General features: G+C 57.1%; 15 protein-coding genes. 6 read left to right on the top strand and 9 right to left on the bottom strand.

What is annotated here, in order from left to right; genetic code table 11:
• Window positions 1–133 precede the first annotated feature (133 nt).
• From H7K56_RS04305 to moeB, 4 genes are all read left to right on the top strand, one after another.
• On the top strand, window positions 134–967 hold the full coding sequence (locus H7K56_RS04305; protein WP_150360614.1) for an RNase A-like domain-containing protein: 834 nt from the start codon (window positions 134–136) through the stop codon (window positions 965–967).
• Window positions 967–1,272 carry a contact-dependent growth inhibition system immunity protein gene (locus H7K56_RS04310; RefSeq protein WP_150360669.1) on the top strand — a complete coding sequence of 102 codons (306 nt, stop codon included), beginning with the start codon at window positions 967–969 and terminating at the stop codon, window positions 1,270–1,272. Before H7K56_RS04305 ends, H7K56_RS04310 begins: the two co-directional genes overlap by 1 nt.
• A 169-nt stretch (window positions 1,273–1,441) precedes the next feature.
• Window positions 1,442–2,677, top strand: a complete 1,236-nt coding sequence (moeA, locus tag H7K56_RS04315; RefSeq protein ID WP_282957653.1) for a molybdopterin molybdotransferase MoeA — start codon at window positions 1,442–1,444, stop codon at window positions 2,675–2,677.
• Entirely contained in the window at window positions 2,677–3,438 is a 762-nt protein-coding gene (gene moeB, locus H7K56_RS04320) for a molybdopterin-synthase adenylyltransferase MoeB (RefSeq protein ID WP_058775343.1), read from the top strand. The genes moeA and moeB overlap by 1 nt, the downstream gene beginning before the upstream one ends.
• Before the next feature lie 100 nt (window positions 3,439–3,538).
• Here the strand turns inward: moeB and H7K56_RS04325 are convergent, their stop codons facing one another.
• The 8 genes from H7K56_RS04325 to mntR form a co-directional block, all read right to left on the bottom strand.
• The gene (locus tag H7K56_RS04325; protein ID WP_031279866.1) at window positions 3,539–5,131 is read right to left on the bottom strand and encodes an ABC-F family ATPase; all 1,593 of its coding nucleotides are present in this window, start codon (window positions 5,129–5,131) and stop codon (window positions 3,539–3,541) included.
• Window positions 5,132–5,389: 258 nt separating this feature from the next.
• Window positions 5,390–5,791, bottom strand: a complete 402-nt coding sequence (locus H7K56_RS04330) for an H-NS family histone-like protein (RefSeq protein WP_021508409.1) — start codon at window positions 5,789–5,791, stop codon at window positions 5,390–5,392.
• A gap of 429 nt (window positions 5,792–6,220) precedes the next feature.
• A complete protein-coding gene (locus H7K56_RS04335) occupies window positions 6,221–7,699 on the bottom strand; it encodes a sugar porter family MFS transporter (RefSeq protein ID WP_150360612.1) in 1,479 nt (492 codons plus the stop codon).
• Window positions 7,700–7,942: 243 nt separating this feature from the next.
• Window positions 7,943–9,472, bottom strand: a complete 1,530-nt coding sequence (locus tag H7K56_RS04340; RefSeq protein ID WP_150360611.1) for an efflux transporter outer membrane subunit — start codon at window positions 9,470–9,472, stop codon at window positions 7,943–7,945.
• Between the two features lies 1 nt (window position 9,473).
• Window positions 9,474–11,042, bottom strand: coding sequence for a DHA2 family efflux MFS transporter permease subunit (locus H7K56_RS04345; protein WP_058775341.1), 1,569 nt, complete (start codon window positions 11,040–11,042; stop codon window positions 9,474–9,476).
• Window positions 11,039–12,166 carry an HlyD family secretion protein gene (locus tag H7K56_RS04350; RefSeq protein ID WP_021508413.1) on the bottom strand — a complete coding sequence of 376 codons (1,128 nt, stop codon included), beginning with the start codon at window positions 12,164–12,166 and terminating at the stop codon, window positions 11,039–11,041. The genes H7K56_RS04345 and H7K56_RS04350 overlap by 4 nt, the downstream gene beginning before the upstream one ends.
• Window positions 12,167–12,348: 182 nt before the next feature.
• Window positions 12,349–13,458 carry an SLC13 family permease gene (locus H7K56_RS04355; protein ID WP_058769512.1) on the bottom strand — a complete coding sequence of 370 codons (1,110 nt, stop codon included), beginning with the start codon at window positions 13,456–13,458 and terminating at the stop codon, window positions 12,349–12,351.
• Between the two features lie 21 nt (window positions 13,459–13,479).
• Window positions 13,480–13,938 carry a manganese-binding transcriptional regulator MntR gene (gene mntR, locus H7K56_RS04360; RefSeq protein ID WP_021508415.1) on the bottom strand — a complete coding sequence of 153 codons (459 nt, stop codon included), beginning with the start codon at window positions 13,936–13,938 and terminating at the stop codon, window positions 13,480–13,482.
• A 264-nt stretch (window positions 13,939–14,202) separates the two neighbouring features.
• On the opposite strand from mntR, the gene H7K56_RS04365 reads away from it, so the two are divergent.
• Window positions 14,203–14,397 (top strand): hypothetical protein, encoded by a 195-nt coding sequence (locus H7K56_RS04365; protein ID WP_021508417.1) that lies wholly within the window; start codon window positions 14,203–14,205, stop codon window positions 14,395–14,397.
• Window positions 14,398–14,543: 146 nt separating this feature from the next.
• On the opposite strand, the gene ompX is transcribed toward H7K56_RS04365, so the two are convergent.
• Window positions 14,544–15,056, bottom strand: coding sequence for an outer membrane protein OmpX (gene ompX, locus H7K56_RS04370; protein ID WP_031279869.1), 513 nt, complete (start codon window positions 15,054–15,056; stop codon window positions 14,544–14,546).
• A gap of 503 nt (window positions 15,057–15,559) precedes the next feature.
• Between ompX and rhtA the strand changes: the two genes are divergently transcribed.
• Entirely contained in the window at window positions 15,560–16,468 is a 909-nt protein-coding gene (rhtA, locus tag H7K56_RS04375; RefSeq protein WP_150360610.1) for a threonine/homoserine exporter RhtA, read from the top strand.
• Window positions 16,469–16,486: the final 18 nt, after the last annotated feature.

Genomic DNA, 16,486 nt, shown 5'->3' on the forward strand with positions numbered 1-16,486 from the left:
CATTATGACTGGCGCGCTTCGCTCTGGCACCGAAAAGGCAGTGAGCAACTTATTCGCCCTTACCTTTTGTGTGGCTTCAGTGCCGGTTAAAAATCGGGTAAGTTAAAGGCCCATTCATGAAAAGGAATATTCAGTGGAAGATGAAAAAGGGGTAAGGATTGCACTCTCCCCGGTGCAGCTGGCAGCCGTCCTTTCAGATCGCAGCGTCAGCGAGGGTGAAACGACCAGCAACCGCATTTTCGGAGGGCTCGGGCTCGCTGGCGGGGTGATTGAGCTTTTTGGTGCTGGCGCGCTGTGCGTCGTGCCTGAGCCCACCATGCTGACCAAAGCTGGCTGCGTCTTTGTCGGCACTCACGGTCTCGACACTCTTCAGGCCAGCCTGCGCCAGATATGGACTGGCAGACAGGTCGCTACCGACACGTTTAATTCGGCCGTGTCACTCGCAGAATCGCTCGGCGCTGACCATCAGACCGCCATGAATGTCGGCCTGACGGTAGATATCGCCATTCCGATGGCATTTGCCTTTGCAGCCGGAGCAGAGCGCGTCATCGCGGTGCGTGCCGGGCGGGTCAAAATCGCCGAGCATGAGTCGCTCTCAGGGCGAGCACCCGGTGGGCACACGATTGAGCGACATATCGCCAAAACGCCGGATGAGCTGCGGGAGAGGCTTCGTAACCGGCCTCGTCTCGATGAGGCCAGTAGCTTTAAGTCTCTGAGCGAGGCGGAAGCACTGATCAGTAAGGTGCTGGCAGATAATAAGCATCAAATTCAGATGTGGGTGAAAAATATCCCTCCAGGCTTACAAGCCCGTATGCGCCTGAGTCGGCGTTTTTCACATCCGGTTGGTATAGTCGTGAGTAAAGGGCGTGAAGAGGTTGAGACCTGCTACGCCGTTCGCGTCATACTGGATTTTAAGCCCTACAACGGCAAACCTTACTTTATCATTACCGCTTTCCCGGAGTTATGATGGACCGTATCAGTATCAGTGAACTGGATAATTTTATTGGCATCTGGTTTGGGCAGGATTTTGACCTGTTTGAACCGGGTGATGAGATCGAGCCCAAAATCGAGGCGTATATCAGAGAAGCGCATAAAGGAAACCTGCACGCCATGCTGGCAGACATCGAGCTGTTTCTGGCAGAGTGCGATGATGTCGAATCTGATTTCCGTGACCGCTATAAAAGAGAGTTTGTTCCGGCCAACTGGGATACCACTGCGGGCGCGTTTCTGTCACTGGTGCATAAGAAAGTATCTGCCGCACTCACATCATAACTTCAGCACCGTTGTTAACATGACTATCACTTTCAGTCTGAACAAAGCATGTTCGCCGGCGGATTCGTCACCGCGCACTAATTTCCATTCCCTTTGATCTCGCATGTGACTCAGCCGACAACAGCCACCATAATAGGCAGCATTCGCCTTTAACCCGACAGAGATGGACATGGAACCTTTTACCGCCGGACTGATTTCCCTGGAAGACGCGCAGCAGAAAATGCTGCAGCAGCTGCAACCGATTAGCGATTGCCTGAGTGTCGCGCTGGCCGATGCCGCCGGGCGCGTTACCGCGAAGCCGGTGATTTCGCCGCTGGACGTGCCGCCGTTCGATAACTCTGCGATGGACGGCTACGCGCTGCGCCTGAGCGACCTGTCCGCTGACCGCGTGTTGCCGGTAGCGGGCAAAGCGTTTGCCGGCGCTCCGTTTAATGGCGAGTGGCCAGCCGGCAGCGTGATTCGCATCATGACCGGCGCACCCGTCCCCGCCGGCTGCGACGCCGTGGTGATGCAGGAGCAAACCGAATCGCGTGACGGCGGCATTGTCATCACCGCGCCAGTGCGTGCCGGGCAAAATATTCGCCGCATCGGGGAAGATATTCAGGCCGGTAAGCAGGTTCTGGATGCCGGTGTGCGGCTTGGTGCCGCGGAGCTGCCGCTGCTGGCGTCGCTGGGTATTGCGGAGGTCAGCGTGCTGCGTAAGCTGCGCGTGGCCATTTTCTCCACCGGTGACGAATTGCAGGCGGTGGGCCAGCCGCTGGCTGAGGGCCAGATTTATGACACCAATCGCTTCACCGTGGCGCTGATGCTGCGCAAACTTGGCTGCGAGGTGATCGACCTCGGCGTGATCGCTGACGATCCTGCGAAGCTGCGCCAGGCCTTCAGCGAAGCCGATCGCCAGGCCGATGTGGTGATCAGCACCGGCGGCGTGTCAGTGGGCGAAGCGGATTTCACCAAAGCGATGCTCGAAGAGCTGGGTGCAATTACCTTCTGGAAACTGGCGATTAAGCCCGGCAAGCCGTTTGCCTTTGGCCGTCTGGCCAACAGCTGGTTCTGCGGGTTGCCGGGCAATCCGGTGTCGGCAGCCGTGACCTTCTATCAGCTGGTGCAGCCGCTGCTGGCCACGCTGACCGGCCAGACCACGCGCATCATGCCGTTGCGCCAGCGCGCGCGCGCAACGCAGCGTCTGAAGAAAGCGCCGGGCCGGCTCGATTTTCAGCGCGGCATCCTCAGTCGCGGCGATGATGGCGTACTGGAAGTACGCAGCACCGGTGCGCAGGGCTCGCACGTGTTCAGTTCCTTTGCGCTGGCCGACTGCTTTATTGTGCTGGAGCGCGATCGCGGTGACGTTGAGCCGGGCGAATGGGTTGATGTCGAGGCCTTCAACAGCCTGCTGGAGGGCTAATGCACACAGAGCTGAGCGATGAAGAGATGCTGCGCTACAACCGGCAGATTGTGCTGCGCGGCTTCGATTTCGACGGCCAGGAACGGCTAAAAGCCTCACGGGTGCTTATCGTTGGCCTGGGCGGACTGGGCTGTGCCGCCGCGCCCTATCTTGCCGCCGCCGGCGTCGGCCATCTGACGCTGCTGGATTTCGATCGCGTCAGCCTGAGTAATCTGCAACGCCAGATTCTGCACAGCGATGCGCGCATCGGCATGGCAAAAGTCGCCTCGGCCCGTCAGCAGCTGGCGGCGCTCAATCCGCACTGCACGCTGGAGCCGATCGATGCGCAGCTGGATGAAGCCGCGCTCGGCGAACTGATTGCGCGTCACGATGCGGTGCTGGACTGCAGCGACAATGTCACCACGCGCGAACAGGTGAACCGCGGATGTTTTCAGCATCGGGTGCCGCTGATCTCCGGTGCCGCCATCCGCATGGAAGGCCAGCTCAGCGTATTCACCTGGCAGCCCGGCGAACCCTGCTACCGCTGCATCAGCCGCCTGTTCGGCGAGCAGACGCTGAGCTGTGTCGAAGCCGGCGTGATGGCTCCGCTGGTCGGCGTGGTAGGTGCGATGCAGGCGATGGAAACGCTGAAGGTGCTGAGCGCCTTTGGCCAGCCGGCCAGCGCGCGACTGCTGATGTACGATGCGATGAGCGCCGAGTTTCGCAGCCTGAAAGTGGCGCAGGATGCGCAGTGTGAAGTGTGTGGCCAGCGTGAGGAATAACGTCAGGGCGTGACATAAGCGTCAGGTATTGCTGAGCGGCGCAAATTATCAGGCGATAAATTGCGCCGCTGATGATGGCGGGTACTAAACGGCTACGCCGTCAGACGATGCCCTGGCTGCGCAGGTAATCTTCGTAGTTGCCGGTGAAGTCAACGATGCGATCGCCTTTCATCTCGATGACGCGCGTCGCCAGCGAGCTGACGAACTCACGGTCGTGCGAGACGAAAATCAGCGTGCCTTCGTACATCTCCAGCGCCATGTTCAGTGACTCGATCGACTCCATATCCAGGTGGTTAGTCGGTTCGTCCATCACCAGGATGTTTGGCTTCTGCATCATCAGCTTGCCAAACAGCATGCGGCCCTTCTCACCACCGGACAGCACTTTCGCTGGCTTCTTGATGTCGTCATGGCTGAACAGCAGACGACCAAGAATACTGCGCACCGCCTGCTCGTCGTCGCCTTCCTGCTTCCACTGGCTCATCCAGTCGAACACGCTCAGGTCGTCAGCAAAATCTTCGGCGTGATCCTGCGCGTAGTAACCAATGCGCGCATTCTCCGACCATTTCACCGTGCCGCTATCCGGCTGCAGTTCGCCGACCAGCGTTTTCAGCAGCGTGGATTTACCAATACCGTTGGCGCCGAGGATAGCCAGTTTCTCACCCACTTCCAGCAGCAGGTTAAGATTTTTAAACAGCGGACCGTTATCAAATCCTTTGGTCAGTGCTTCCACTTCCAGCGCATTACGGAACAGCTTTTTATCCTGCTCGAAACGAATATACGGGTTCTGACGGCTGGAGGCTTTTACCTCATCCAGTTTGATTTTATCAATCTGCTTCGCGCGCGAAGTGGCCTGACGCGATTTTGAGGCGTTAGCGCTAAAGCGGCTAACGAAGGATTGCAGATCGGCAATTTGCGCTTTCTTCTTGGCGTTATCCGCTAATAAACGCTCGCGCGCCTGGGTCGCCGCCGTCATATATTCGTCATAATTGCCGGGATAAACGCGCAGCTCACCGTAATCCAGATCCGCCATATGCGTACACACCATATTCAGGAAGTGACGGTCATGCGAAATGATGATCATGGTACTGTCACGTTCGTTCAGCACCTGCTCCAGCCAGCGAATGGTGTCAATATCCAGGTTGTTGGTCGGTTCGTCGAGTAACAAAATATCCGGGTTAGCAAATAATGCCTGCGCCAGCAGCACACGCAATTTCCAGCCAGGGGCAATTTCACTCATCGGACCGTAATGCTGCTCCACCGGAATGCCCACGCCGAGTAATAATTCTCCGGCGCGTGATTCGGCACTGTAACCGTCCATTTCACCGTAGGCGACCTCAAGGTCGGCGACTTTATAGCCTTCCTCTTCGCTCATTTCCGGCAATGCATATATGCGATCGCGCTCCTGCTTCACCGCCCACAATTCCTGGTGACCCATAATCACGGTATCCAGCACGCTATATTGCTCGAAAGCAAACTGATCCTGGCGAAGCTTACCGATGCGCTCATTGGGGTCGAGGGAAACATTTCCGTTAGTCGGAACCAGGTCGCCGCCCAGTATTTTCATGAAGGTCGATTTACCGCTGCCGTTCGCACCGATTAAACCGTAACGATTACCGCCGCCAAATTTAACGGAGATATTCTCAAACAGTGGCTTACTGCCGAACTGCATAGTGATATTGCTGGAAACTAACACGGCATTGACCTTTGTTACGCAGTGGAGGAAAAAACAGCGGGCATTATGCCAGAAGCGGCCTGGATGAGCCACCTCTGCACCCGGATACGCAGAGGCAAGGCGGAGAACACCTTGTTGCCAGAGGTAAAATAATTGCGACCGTGCCGGACAGGTTATCCACGGCGCGGGAAATGACCCGCCGCCCGTACCCGGAGCGAGGCCAATAAAAAAGCCGGAGACGCTGACGCCTCCGGCTCCCGCTTACAAGGATTGTGCAGATTATTTGATCAGGAAGCTGTCGAGGCTTTTACCTGCATCCAGCGCTTTTTTAATCGCAGCTGGGGTACGGCCCTGACCGGTCCATGATTTCTCTTCACCGTTTTCGTCGGTGTAAGAATATTTCGCCGGACGCGGCGCACGCTTGGCGCGTTTTTTACCGGTTTCCAGTGCACCCAGTAATTCGTTCGGGTCGATACCGTCTGCCAGCAGCATTTCACGGTATTTAGACAGCTTCTCTTCTTTTTCGCGGTTCTGCGCTTCTTCCGCTTCAACTTCGTCGCGGCGCTCAGTCACCACGACGGTTAATTTTTCCAGAATTTCTTCCAGATCGCTCAGTGGCAGTTCACGAGCCTGTGCACGTAATGTGCGAATGTTGTTCAGAACTTTAAATGCGTCACTCATCACAATGTCCTTGCTTAAGGGGGTTAAATAAACTGTAGTGGCAAGATTACCCAATTCAAATAAAAAAATAAATTAATTTTGCAGACCGGATTAATCCGAATGGATTAGCCTATTCCAGTCAGGCGCGTTTAAACCCAATGTGCGGCGTGAATTAACGGTGAATTAACATCAGCGGTTCAGTACCACCGGCTGGAACTGGAATCGATTTCATTGCTTATTCACGCGTAGGAAACAAGCGTTTAGCGCTTATTGTGCGCTGAGGCAGTAGTCAGCATAAAGGTAAAAAAACATTAATAGTGTAAGTAAAATCCGTTTTTAACGCGGATGGCATTAGCGTCACAGATGCGAGCAATATCTCATTTTGCCATTAAATAAATAAAAAAAGGCCGGTTGTTAACCGGCCATCATGCAAAAATCGTATGTCTGTGGTTATCCGCTTTTCTTCACTGCCGGTCGCAATAGCTGGGGCGCCGGCGCATCAGACAGCCGGTCGTGCAAATAATGTTCAATCTGCTCCAGCGAACGATGGCGTGTTTCCGGTACCCAGCGAATAACAAAAATCGCGCCGCCTATGCCAATCAGCGCGAAAATAAAGAACGCGCCGGATAAGCCAACCGACGCCAGCAGAACCGGGAACAGCAGAGAAATAAGAAAATTGGCGATCCACAACGCAAATACCGCGCCGCCCATAAAAATACCGCGTAACCGCGTCGGGAAAATTTCTGACAGCAGCAGCCAGGTGACCGGCGATAACGCGCCCTGCTGGAAACTCAGAAACATCAGCATACCCAGCAGCACCATATAACTGCGCAAGATATCCGGCTGACCGTTAACTGTTTCCGGCATCAGGTAACTGACGGTGCCAATAAACACCAGACAGGCGGTACAACCAAACTGACCTACCATCGTCATGGTGCGGCGACCGATGCGCCCCAGCAGCCAGATTCCCACAAAGGTCATTAATACCGAGACCGCGCCATTGGCAATGGTGGCAAACAGCGCAGCGTCATTGCTCATCCCCACCGCTTTCAGCATGGTCGGCGCGTAGTACATGATGGTATTCACGCCGGTCAGTTGCTGGATGGCGGCAATACCAATACCGATCAGGAACAGTTTGATCAGCCATGGCTGGCGCAGTTCCCGCAGACGCGGACGCTGCTGTTGCTCGTCCGACAGCGTCTCTTCGATCTCCATCATCTCCCACTCAACGTCTTCGCGCGCGCGGGTGCGTTCCAGAACCTTGCGCGCCTCAGCGAGACGGCCTTTCATGGCATACCAGCGCGGCGTGTCCGGCATAAACATCATCCCGAACCACAGCAGCACCGCCGGCAGCGTGGCGACCGCCAGCATCCAGCGCCAGGTCGTGTCGCCCCCCCAGGCCGCGTTGAAGCCGGCATTCGACATATAGGCCAGCATCTGGCCGGAAACGATCATCAGCTCCTGCATGGTCACCAGTTGACCCCGTTTGTTGGCCGGTGCCATTTCGGCGATATACACCGGTACGGTGGCGGACGCACCGCCCACGGCCACGCCAAGGACCAGGCGGAAGAAAATCATCCAGCTGACATCAGGTGCCAGTGCGGTACCCAGCGCGCCGAGTGCAAAAATAATCGCCAGTACCAGAATAATTTTTCTCCGCCCGGCCGCGGCGGCAAAGTGACCGGAAGCCAGTGCGCCAAACGCCGCGCCGAACAGCAGACTGCTGGTCACCAGCCCGGTGGTAAATGGGGTGAGATTCAGATCGTCGCCCATAAATAACAGTGCGCCAGAGATCACGCCGGTGTCGTAGCCAAACAGCAAACCACCGAGGGTGGCAATCAGCGCAATGACCTTCACAAAAGGCTCGGTGCGCGTGCTGCTGTTTGGCCCTGATGCCGGATTGGGCGTCATCCAGGTTTCGCGGGACATAACCAACTCCTTTCCTGAGATAAGAAGCCTTAAAATAGATTATTTCCACCACAATGAATAAATATGAAATTTAAATTTTGCGCCACGGGTCATTATCTTTGCCTTTAATTGAGATAATGATCACACAACCTGATTCAGGGCGCAGAGAAGTCAGTGCAAATTTTGCACAACAAACAGAAGGGAGAATATTTATTTCAAGTAAGGCGCTGACCGCACGCCGTGAATGCGGTCAGCGATGGCAGATTAATTGACTGCGGTGGCCGGACCAAAGACGTCATAGTCCGGCAGCGTCACCTGCTGATACGGCTCCCAGCCGCCGCCCAGCGCTTTATACAGCGCTACCAGGTCCAGCGCGCTTTGCATGCGCGCCTGGGTGGATTGCGCCTGCGACTGCGCCAGCTGGCGCTGGGCATCCAGCACCTCAAGGAAGGTGGAGATGCCCTGTTTGTAACTGTCACTGGCGAGCTCAAAGGCGCGCTGCAGTGCGCCGGTAGTCTCATCCAGCGCGGTAACCTGTTGCTGATCGGCGCGGTAGCTGACCAGCGCATTTTCCACATCCTGCAGCGCCGTCAGTACCGTCTGGCGATAATCGAGCGCCGCGCTCGCCTGCTGCGCGCGCGCCAGTTTCACGCTGGAAACCAGACGTCCGCCCTGAAAAATCGGGATCGACAGCGCCGGGCCGACGCTGAAGAAGTGGCTGCTCCAGTCGTCAAGGTAGCTGGCATCGGTGTTGCGCACGCCCAACTGCCCGGTAAGCGACAGGCTGGGGAACAGGTTCGCGACCGATACGCCGATATTGGCGGTCTGCGCATGCAGATTCGCTTCGGCCTGGCGGATATCCGGACGGCGGCGCGCCAGCGTCGATGGAATGCCCACCGCCACCAGCTTCGGCAACGCCGGCAGCGCTTTGCTGCTCATCAGTTCGTTATCCAGCGCGCCCGGCGTTTTGCCCAGCAGCACTGCCAGCCCGTTCATCGCCTGACGTTCCTGGGCCTGATATTGTGGCAGCTGCGCGTTAAGGGAGGCCAGCTGCGCACGGGCATTCTCAACGTCGGTGAGCGGCGCCAGACCGTTACGCTGCTGGCTTTGCGTCAGCTCCCAGGTTTGCTGCGCCACGTTAATCTGCTGTTGCAGCGTCGCCAGCACCGCCTGCGCGCCGCGCAGCTGCAGATACGCGCGCGCGACCTCAGCTTCCAGCGACACCAGCGCATCATTACGCTGCTCAATCGCCGCCTGCTGCTGCGCGTCCGCCATCTCCATCTGGCGTCTTACCTTGCCCCATAAATCCAGTTCCCAGCTGGCGTCAAAGCTGCCCTGATACAGCGTGACCGAATGGGTCAGACCGTTGAGCTGATCTGCCACGTCATCATCCACCTGATCGTACACCCCGTTGGATTTCAGCATGCCTTTCAGGCCGAGCTGCTGACGCGTCACTTTGGTGGAGCCGTTAAGCGACGGGAACAGCCCGCCACGCGCCTGCGCCAGCTGTTCGCGCGCACCGGCGATGCGCAGCACCGACTGTTGCAGCGTCAGGTTGCCAGCGATGGCGCGCTCAATCAGGCTATCGAGCTGCGGGTCGTTAAAGCTTTTCCACCACGAAGGATTGGTCGCGGACGCCAGCGGTTTTGAGGCTTCCTGAGAGGGCAAATCACGGTAGCTACCGGGCGTGTGCGCCTGCGGCGGCTGATAATCGGGCCCGACGGCACAACCCGCCAGCAGCATGGACAGCGCCAGCAGCGTCAGCGACGGCGTAACGCGCGAAGAGGTGATCATGTTAATGTGCTCCTGCACTGCCTTCGCTCTTGATCGGCGAAAGCAACCAACAAAAAGGAATCAATAGCACGGCGACAATACTCAGGCCCATGAACACGTCGATGTAAGCCAGAATACGCGCCTGGGCAATCATCTCCTGATAGAGCTGACCGCTGGCCAGCGTCAGCGGATCGCCCACCGCACTGGTAAAGTCACGAATCGCCTGCGCCCAGTGCTGCAGCGTGAGGTTGAACTGCTCATTGAGCGGCGACATGTTGTGCACCATGTGGGCCGATCGCACCTGTTCACGTTCGGTGATGCCGGCAGTGGCCAGCGAGATGCCGATCGAACCGGCCACGTTACGGAACATGGTGAACAGCGCGGAGGCATCCGCATTCAGGCGCTGCGGCACGGTGATAAAGGCAATGGTGGTGAGCGGCACAAACAGGAAGCCGAGGCCAATCGACTGCGCGCTGCGCATCAGCACCAGCGTGGTGAAATCCACGTTGGGCGTCAGGGTGCTGGAATAGAAGAAGGCCAGCGCCAGACAGGTAAAGCCAAAGGCGATGATGTAGCGTGTCTGCACAATTGGCATCAGCTTCAGCACCAGCGGGATGGTGAGCACGATCAGGACCGCGCCGGGCGACAGCACCAGCCCGGACCAGGTGGCGGTATAACCGAGATCCTGCTGCGCCAGCTGCGGTAACACTACCGAGCTGCCATAAAGAATCATCGCCATGCCCGCCATCAGCAGACCGGCCACCCAGAAGTTGCGATCCTTCATCACCGTGATATCCACCACCGGCTTGCGCGCATACAGCAGCCAGTAAACCGCACCGACGATGCCGACGGCCGCCAGCATGGCAAACAGGCGAATGAAGTGTGAAGCGAACCAGTCTTCGTCTTCACCGCGATCGAGAAACACCTGCAAACAGCCGAGACCCAGGGTAATCAGGCTGATGCCGATATAGTCGATTTTCAGCCGGCCCTTCTCCCACTTGCGCTCCCACGGCGGATCTTCCAGCAGCTGATAGATAGCCAGCACCGTGAGGATCCCCACCGGAATATTAATAAAGAACACCCAGCGCCAGCTGTAGTTATCAGTGATCCAGCCACCGAGCGTCGGGCCAATTACCGGCGCGACAATAATGGCAATCGATGACAGGCCAAAAGCCTTGCCGCGGTCTTCCGGCTTGAAGTAATCCAGCAGCACCGACTGCTGCACCGGTTGCAGCCCGCCGCCGAAGAAGCCCTGCAATACGCGGAAAAGAATGATTTGCCACAGCTCGGTGGCAATGCCGCACAGGAAGGAGCAGATGGTAAACATCACGATGCAGATCAGGAAGAACTGCTTGCGCCCAAACAGGCGGCTGAAAAAGGCCGAGATCGGCAGCACAATGCCGTTGGCGACCAGATAGGAGGTTAGTACCCAGGTGGATTCATCGTAGCTGGATGACAGCGACCCGGCGATGTGCGGCAGCGCGACGTTAACGATGGTGGTGTCCAGAATTTCCATGAACACCGCCAACGTTACCGTGATGGCAACCAGCCAGGGATTGCTGGCCGGACGCCAGCTTTCGCTCGCACTCATTCCACCGTCACCTTCGGTTCAACCGACAGGCCAAGCGGCAGCGGATGATTCGGGTCGAGTCCTTTATCAATCACAATTTTCACCGGCACGCGTTGCACAATCTTCACGTAGTTACCGGTGGCGTTCTCGGCCGGGAAGGTAGAGAAGCGCGAGCCGGAGCCCATCTGCACGCTGTCGACGTGCCCTTCCAGCTTCATGTCCGGCCAGGCATCAACGCCAATCTCCACTTTATCGCCCGGATTCATGCGCGCCAGCTGCGACTCTTTGAAGTTGGCGGTGATCCAGATATCCGGCGATACCAGCGAAAACAGCGCACTGCCGGCCTGCACCAGCGTACCGGGCTGCACGTTGCGTTTGGTGACGAAACCGTCATACGGCGCGCGTACTTCGGTGTAAGAGAGGTTAAGCTCGGCAGTGTTGAGCTGAGCCCGGGCTTGCTCGACCTGCTGCTGCCGCGCTTCGACATTGGTTTCCTGCTGACGAATCTGCAACTGCACCTGCGAAGCCACTTCGACCTGCGCTTTGGCGCTTTGCAGCTGCGCTTCAGCCGAGCGTAACTGCGCGGCGGCGGTATCAATATTGCGCTGCGAGGTCGCGCGCGGGTCAACCCCGCGCTGACGACGGTAATCCGCCTGCGCATTGAGTAAATTGGCCTGCGCCCGTGCCTGGTCGGCCAGCGCCTGATCGCGCTGCGCCGGATATTGCACCCGCGCCAGCGCCAGCTGCGCCTGCGCCTGATGCAACTGCGCCTGCGCCAGACCGAGCTGTGCTTTGGCCTGATCGCGCTGTGCGGCGTTATCACGCGGGTCGATCAGCACCAGCAGATCGCCCTTCTTTACCCGCTGGTTATCTTTTACCAGCAGCTGCACCACGTAGCCCGACGCTTTGGGCGCGATGGTCACGGCATCGCCTTCGGTGAACGCATCGTCGGTGGTTTCAATGTTGCGCGTGCTAAACCAGAACCAGAATCCCACCAGCAGCATAATCACCACCACAATCGCCAGAATGATCAGCGGCTTTTTGCCGGGGCGTTTACGGGGTGATTGCTCGTTATCCTGACTGGAATCTGACGTGTTGTTGTCTTTTTGCTCATCGGCGGATGGCGGATTGTGGTTTTCACTCATAATTTGTCATCACTGGCTGGTAATCCCGATCCCCGGGCGAAACGGTCAACTTAACCTTAGATGGGAAATTGACAAATGCCAGTGTAACTTTACATAAGCTAACATCCGACGCATTTTCTGCCACATCACTTAACGCGCTGATAAATCAGCGCGTCTTGCTAAGGCGGACAGGTTGGTCAGGGTTAACGCAGCAGCTGTAACAACAGCCAGCCGCACAGCATCGACCAGGCAAGCATCGGCAGGGAAAACAGATGGAAACGCCACCACACTTTGGCGTCCTGTGCCATGCGCAGCGCAATCAGGTTGGCCAGCGATCCCGGCAGCAGACCAAAGCCGCCGATATTCACCGCCCAGGCCAGCACTTCGGAAGGCGGGACTTTTTGTAACAGCAGAATGGTGGCCGGTACGTTGCTGATCACCTGTGACAGGCCAATCGCCAGCAGATAGATACCGCCCTCGCCCAGCTGACCGATGGCGGCAAAATGCGGCTGCAGAATGGGCAGGTGCATCAGTAAAAAGACATCAATGAACATCGCCACGAACACCAGCAGCAGGCTCCAGTCGATGGTCGCCAGCACCTGACGCGCCATCAGCAGAAAACAGCCCGCCACCAGCAGCAGCGCCCAGCCGGTGAGTTTCAGCTCCAGCGCGACGATAAACACCACGTACAGCAGCACGCTGACGATAAACAGCGGTTTCTGCCACTGCTGATTGCCCGGTGCATCATGCTTCTCAATGCTGCGCGCCGGGAAGCTAAACCACGTCAGCACCACCAGCGTCAGCATCAGCATCGCCGCCAGCGGCGCCATCTGACCGATAAAACCGGCCACGCTGAGCGTGCCGTGGCTCCACAGCAGGATATTTTGCGGGTTGCCGACCGGCGTCAGCAACGAGCCGGCGTTGACCGCCAGCGCTTCAAAGATGATCAGCCGGGAGATGGGCAGGCGCGAGAACTTGCGCAGCGTCAGCGTGAGCGGCACCAGGATAAACAGCGCTACATCATTGGTCAGGAAGGTCGAGAGCAGCGCCGCCGCACACACCATAAACAGCGCCAGCGTACGTTCGTGCTGGAAGCCCTGCGCCAGCCGCGCACCGAGCACATCAAAATAGCCGCTGTTTTCCAGCCCTTTTGTCAGCATCAGCAAACCGGTGAGCGTCATGATGGTGTGCCAGTCAACGGCGGCGGGCAGCTGCGGCCAGCGGTAATCCGCCAGCGGCAACAGAATCACGCCCAGCAGCAACAGTAAATGCAAAACGCGGTCACGCATTAAGGAACGAAGCACGATGGGCATGATGGCAGAAGGCCTTGTAGGTTAGCGATTCTCGTAAAATTTCTGGAACACGGCGAGGGTTTCATCACTGACGTGATGCTCGAGGCCTTCGGAATCCCGGCGGGCGGTTTCCGGACTGACGCCCAGCGCCAGCAGAAAGGTTTCAACGATATGATGGCGCACGCGGCTGGCTTCAGCCAGCTTCTCGCCTTCCGGGGTGAGGAACACGCCGCGATACGGCACCTGCTCAACCAGACCGGTGGTACTGAGACGCTTCAGCATTTTGGCCACGGTCGGCTGCGAGACGCCCAGGCGTGCCGCCATGTCAACCTGGCGCGCCTCGCCAAATTCACGAATTAAATCAGAGATTAACTCAACGTAATCATCAATCAGCTCACGGCGATGCGCTTCGCGTACCTGGCGAAATCCTTCGACATGCTCCTCAATATCTTTCAGCGGCCCCTGGGGCATGTGGGTGGCGCTTTTCGCACGACGACTCATTCAGCTTCCTCTTTATTATCTGCCGCACTTTACCTGCGGTGCGGGCTGGCTGCGCTCATTGTAAACCAGGCACAAATAAGCACAAATTTTTCCTGAATAGTGTTGGCTAAAGAGTATAGCCAGTGCTATCTTTGTACATGTTGTAAGCGAATAGCCTACAAAGGAGGCAACGATGAACGAACCCTGGCTGTTGCTGCTCCTTTTCCTGCTGTTTATTGCAGGGCTGTGCTTACTGTTGAGTTACCCGTTTTCCAGGAGGTAAAGATGAGCACGATGAAAAGCTGCCTCGACTGCGGCAAATGCTTCCAGACCGTACAAAGCAAACCGGCTTTTGAGCTGAAGTCGCTGTTGTGTCTGTTTAGCCGCTCGCCTTTTGCCCTGCGCCTGATGCTGCTTGAGAAACTGACCGGCAAAAAAATCGCCGCGCAGCCCTGCCCGAATCTGATCTGGCGCGGCTGAGTTTCCTCAGGGCTTCACATTCTGACCCGCTGCCTGCAGCGGGTTTTATTTTGCCTGCGAAAAACGCCCTTCACGGCAGCGTTTTCAGGCATAAAAAAACGGCCCGTAAAGGGCCGTTTCTGTGCAACTCTGGTCTAAGCAAAAACTTAGAAGCTGTAACCTACGCCAGCAATCCAGGTGCCCACGTCGACGTTACGGATGCGGCTCTGCTCGTAGCCCACGTCCAGAGCAACGTTCTGGATTGGGTTGAACTGCATACCTGCGCCGTAAGAGAAGCCTACGTCGCTGCTGTCGGTTTTAGACTGACCGGCAGTCTGGTTCTGCTGGTATTTGCCGTAGCCGATACCTACTACGCCGTAGATGCTGGCCCAGTCGTTCAGACGGTAAGCCGGACCACCGGTGATGCCGTAGTACTGACCTTTGTTGTACACGCCATCTTCAGTGCGATCTTTTTCGGTGTAGGTGAAAGAACCGATCCAACCCAGTGGGTTAGAACCGTCTTCGTAGCGGTATTTCAGGTTGAAGCCGTTAGCTTTGTTAGCAACGCCCTGATAGTCGCTCTGCGCGTAGCCGGCAGAAACGGTGCTCTGTGCCATGGCGGAACCAGCGGAAACTGCCAGTACACAAGCCAGTGCTGAAAGACATGCAATTTTTTTCATAACCACCTCAAATGTGAATATACTTCTCTCCTGACAACGCTAAAAATATAACAAAACTTAGCAAGAAACTCTGCCCGCATTTTGTTGTCTAACAGATTGTTTGGTGTAACAGAAAGTTAATGAACTTTCGTATGTCATTCATTTTTCTTATAAAAAGCATCATCTTTCTGCAATAATCCTGCGCACAGAAAATTATCGGTTTAAGTAAATTCCTAAACTAACCTGACATTTCTTTACGGAAATGGCCCTGAAAACGGTGTTTTTTCAGCCAGTCGCTGGTGCATTTTTTCCGCCGTCGCGCTTTATTCGCTGGAAATTTCGCCCGAAAAGCGGTGTCAATGAGGCGTCACTGACGCCAGGATAATGCGAGGCGACCGCGCCCGATGATAAAGCGGTGACAGAAACCCTGCATCATTGCCTCGTCGCCTCCTTATTTCCCGCCGATTGTTTTACACTGGCTGCCCGTTGCCTGGTTATTCATCATCACAGGAATTGATCACAGGATGTCTGCACCTCTTTCCCATCCCAAACTGGCGCCGGTAGTGCTGCCGGTTGCCGTATTACTGATCGCCATGCTGTCGCTGCAGGGCGGCGCGTCGCTGGCGAAATCGCTGTTTCCCACCGTCGGTGCGCCTGGCATTACCGCGCTGCGTCTGGGACTGGGCACGCTCATCCTGTGCGCGATTTTCAAACCCTGGCGCCTGCGCTTCAGTGCAAAGCAGCGCAAGCCGCTGCTGATGTATGGACTGGCGCTGGGCTGCATGAATTACCTGTTCTATCTCTCGATCCGCACTGTGCCGCTGGGTGTGGCGGTGGGGCTGGAGTTTCTCGGCCCGCTGACGCTGGCGCTGGCCGGCGCACGCCGTCCGCTGGATTTTCTCTGGGTGCTGCTGGCGGTCACCGGCCTGTGGTTCCTGCTGCCGATTGGTCATGGCCTCAGCCATATCGATCCCACCGGCGCGCTGCTGGCGGTGGGTGCCGGTGCCTGCTGGGCGGTCTATATTCTGGCGGGCCAGCGGGCAGGCGCCGAACACGGCCCGGCCACGGTGGCAATAGGCTCGCTGATCGCCTCAGTGATTTTTGTGCCGCTCGGTCTGACCTTTGCCGCGCCCGGTATCTGGCAGTGGGAAATTCTGCCGCTGGCGTTGCTCATCGCCCTGCTCTCCAGCGCCATTCCGTACTCGCTGGAAATGATGGCGCTGACGCGTCTGCCGGCGCGCATTTTCGGTACGCTGATGAGTCTGGAACCGGCGATGGCCGCGCTCTCCGGCATGCTGTTCCTCGGCGAGTTGCTGACGCTGCAGCAATGGCTGGCGCTGCTGGCGATTATCGCCGCGTCTGCCGGCTCGACGCTCACCATGAAACAGAAGGCGGCACATATAAATGAAGTGGATATCAACACGCCGCAATAAGCCGTACAGGTCAGCCGG

The sequence above is a fragment of the Pantoea dispersa genome, from assembly GCF_014155765.1.
GTDB lineage: Bacteria > Pseudomonadota > Gammaproteobacteria > Enterobacterales > Enterobacteriaceae > Pantoea > Pantoea dispersa.

Excerpts from the sequence above, each read along its gene's own strand:
- H7K56_RS04310 (WP_150360669.1), top strand. The coding sequence starts at position 967 with ATGGACCGTATCAGTATCAGTGAACTGGATAATTTTATTGGCATCTGG.
- moeA (WP_282957653.1), top strand. The coding sequence starts at position 1,442 with ATGGAACCTTTTACCGCCGGACTGATTTCCCTGGAAGACGCGCAGCAG.
- moeB (WP_058775343.1), top strand. The coding sequence starts at position 2,677 with ATGCACACAGAGCTGAGCGATGAAGAGATGCTGCGCTACAACCGGCAG.
- H7K56_RS04330 (WP_021508409.1), bottom strand. The coding sequence starts at position 5,791 with ATGAGTGACGCATTTAAAGTTCTGAACAACATTCGCACATTACGTGCA.
- H7K56_RS04335 (WP_150360612.1), bottom strand. The coding sequence starts at position 7,699 with ATGTCCCGCGAAACCTGGATGACGCCCAATCCGGCATCAGGGCCAAAC.
- H7K56_RS04340 (WP_150360611.1), bottom strand. The coding sequence starts at position 9,472 with ATGATCACCTCTTCGCGCGTTACGCCGTCGCTGACGCTGCTGGCGCTG.
- H7K56_RS04345 (WP_058775341.1), bottom strand. The coding sequence starts at position 11,042 with ATGAGTGCGAGCGAAAGCTGGCGTCCGGCCAGCAATCCCTGGCTGGTT.
- H7K56_RS04350 (WP_021508413.1), bottom strand. The coding sequence starts at position 12,166 with ATGAGTGAAAACCACAATCCGCCATCCGCCGATGAGCAAAAAGACAAC.
- H7K56_RS04355 (WP_058769512.1), bottom strand. The coding sequence starts at position 13,458 with ATGCCCATCGTGCTTCGTTCCTTAATGCGTGACCGCGTTTTGCATTTA.
- mntR (WP_021508415.1), bottom strand. The coding sequence starts at position 13,938 with ATGAGTCGTCGTGCGAAAAGCGCCACCCACATGCCCCAGGGGCCGCTG.
- H7K56_RS04365 (WP_021508417.1), top strand. The coding sequence starts at position 14,203 with ATGAGCACGATGAAAAGCTGCCTCGACTGCGGCAAATGCTTCCAGACC.
- ompX (WP_031279869.1), bottom strand. The coding sequence starts at position 15,056 with ATGAAAAAAATTGCATGTCTTTCAGCACTGGCTTGTGTACTGGCAGTT.
- rhtA (WP_150360610.1), top strand. The coding sequence starts at position 15,560 with ATGTCTGCACCTCTTTCCCATCCCAAACTGGCGCCGGTAGTGCTGCCG.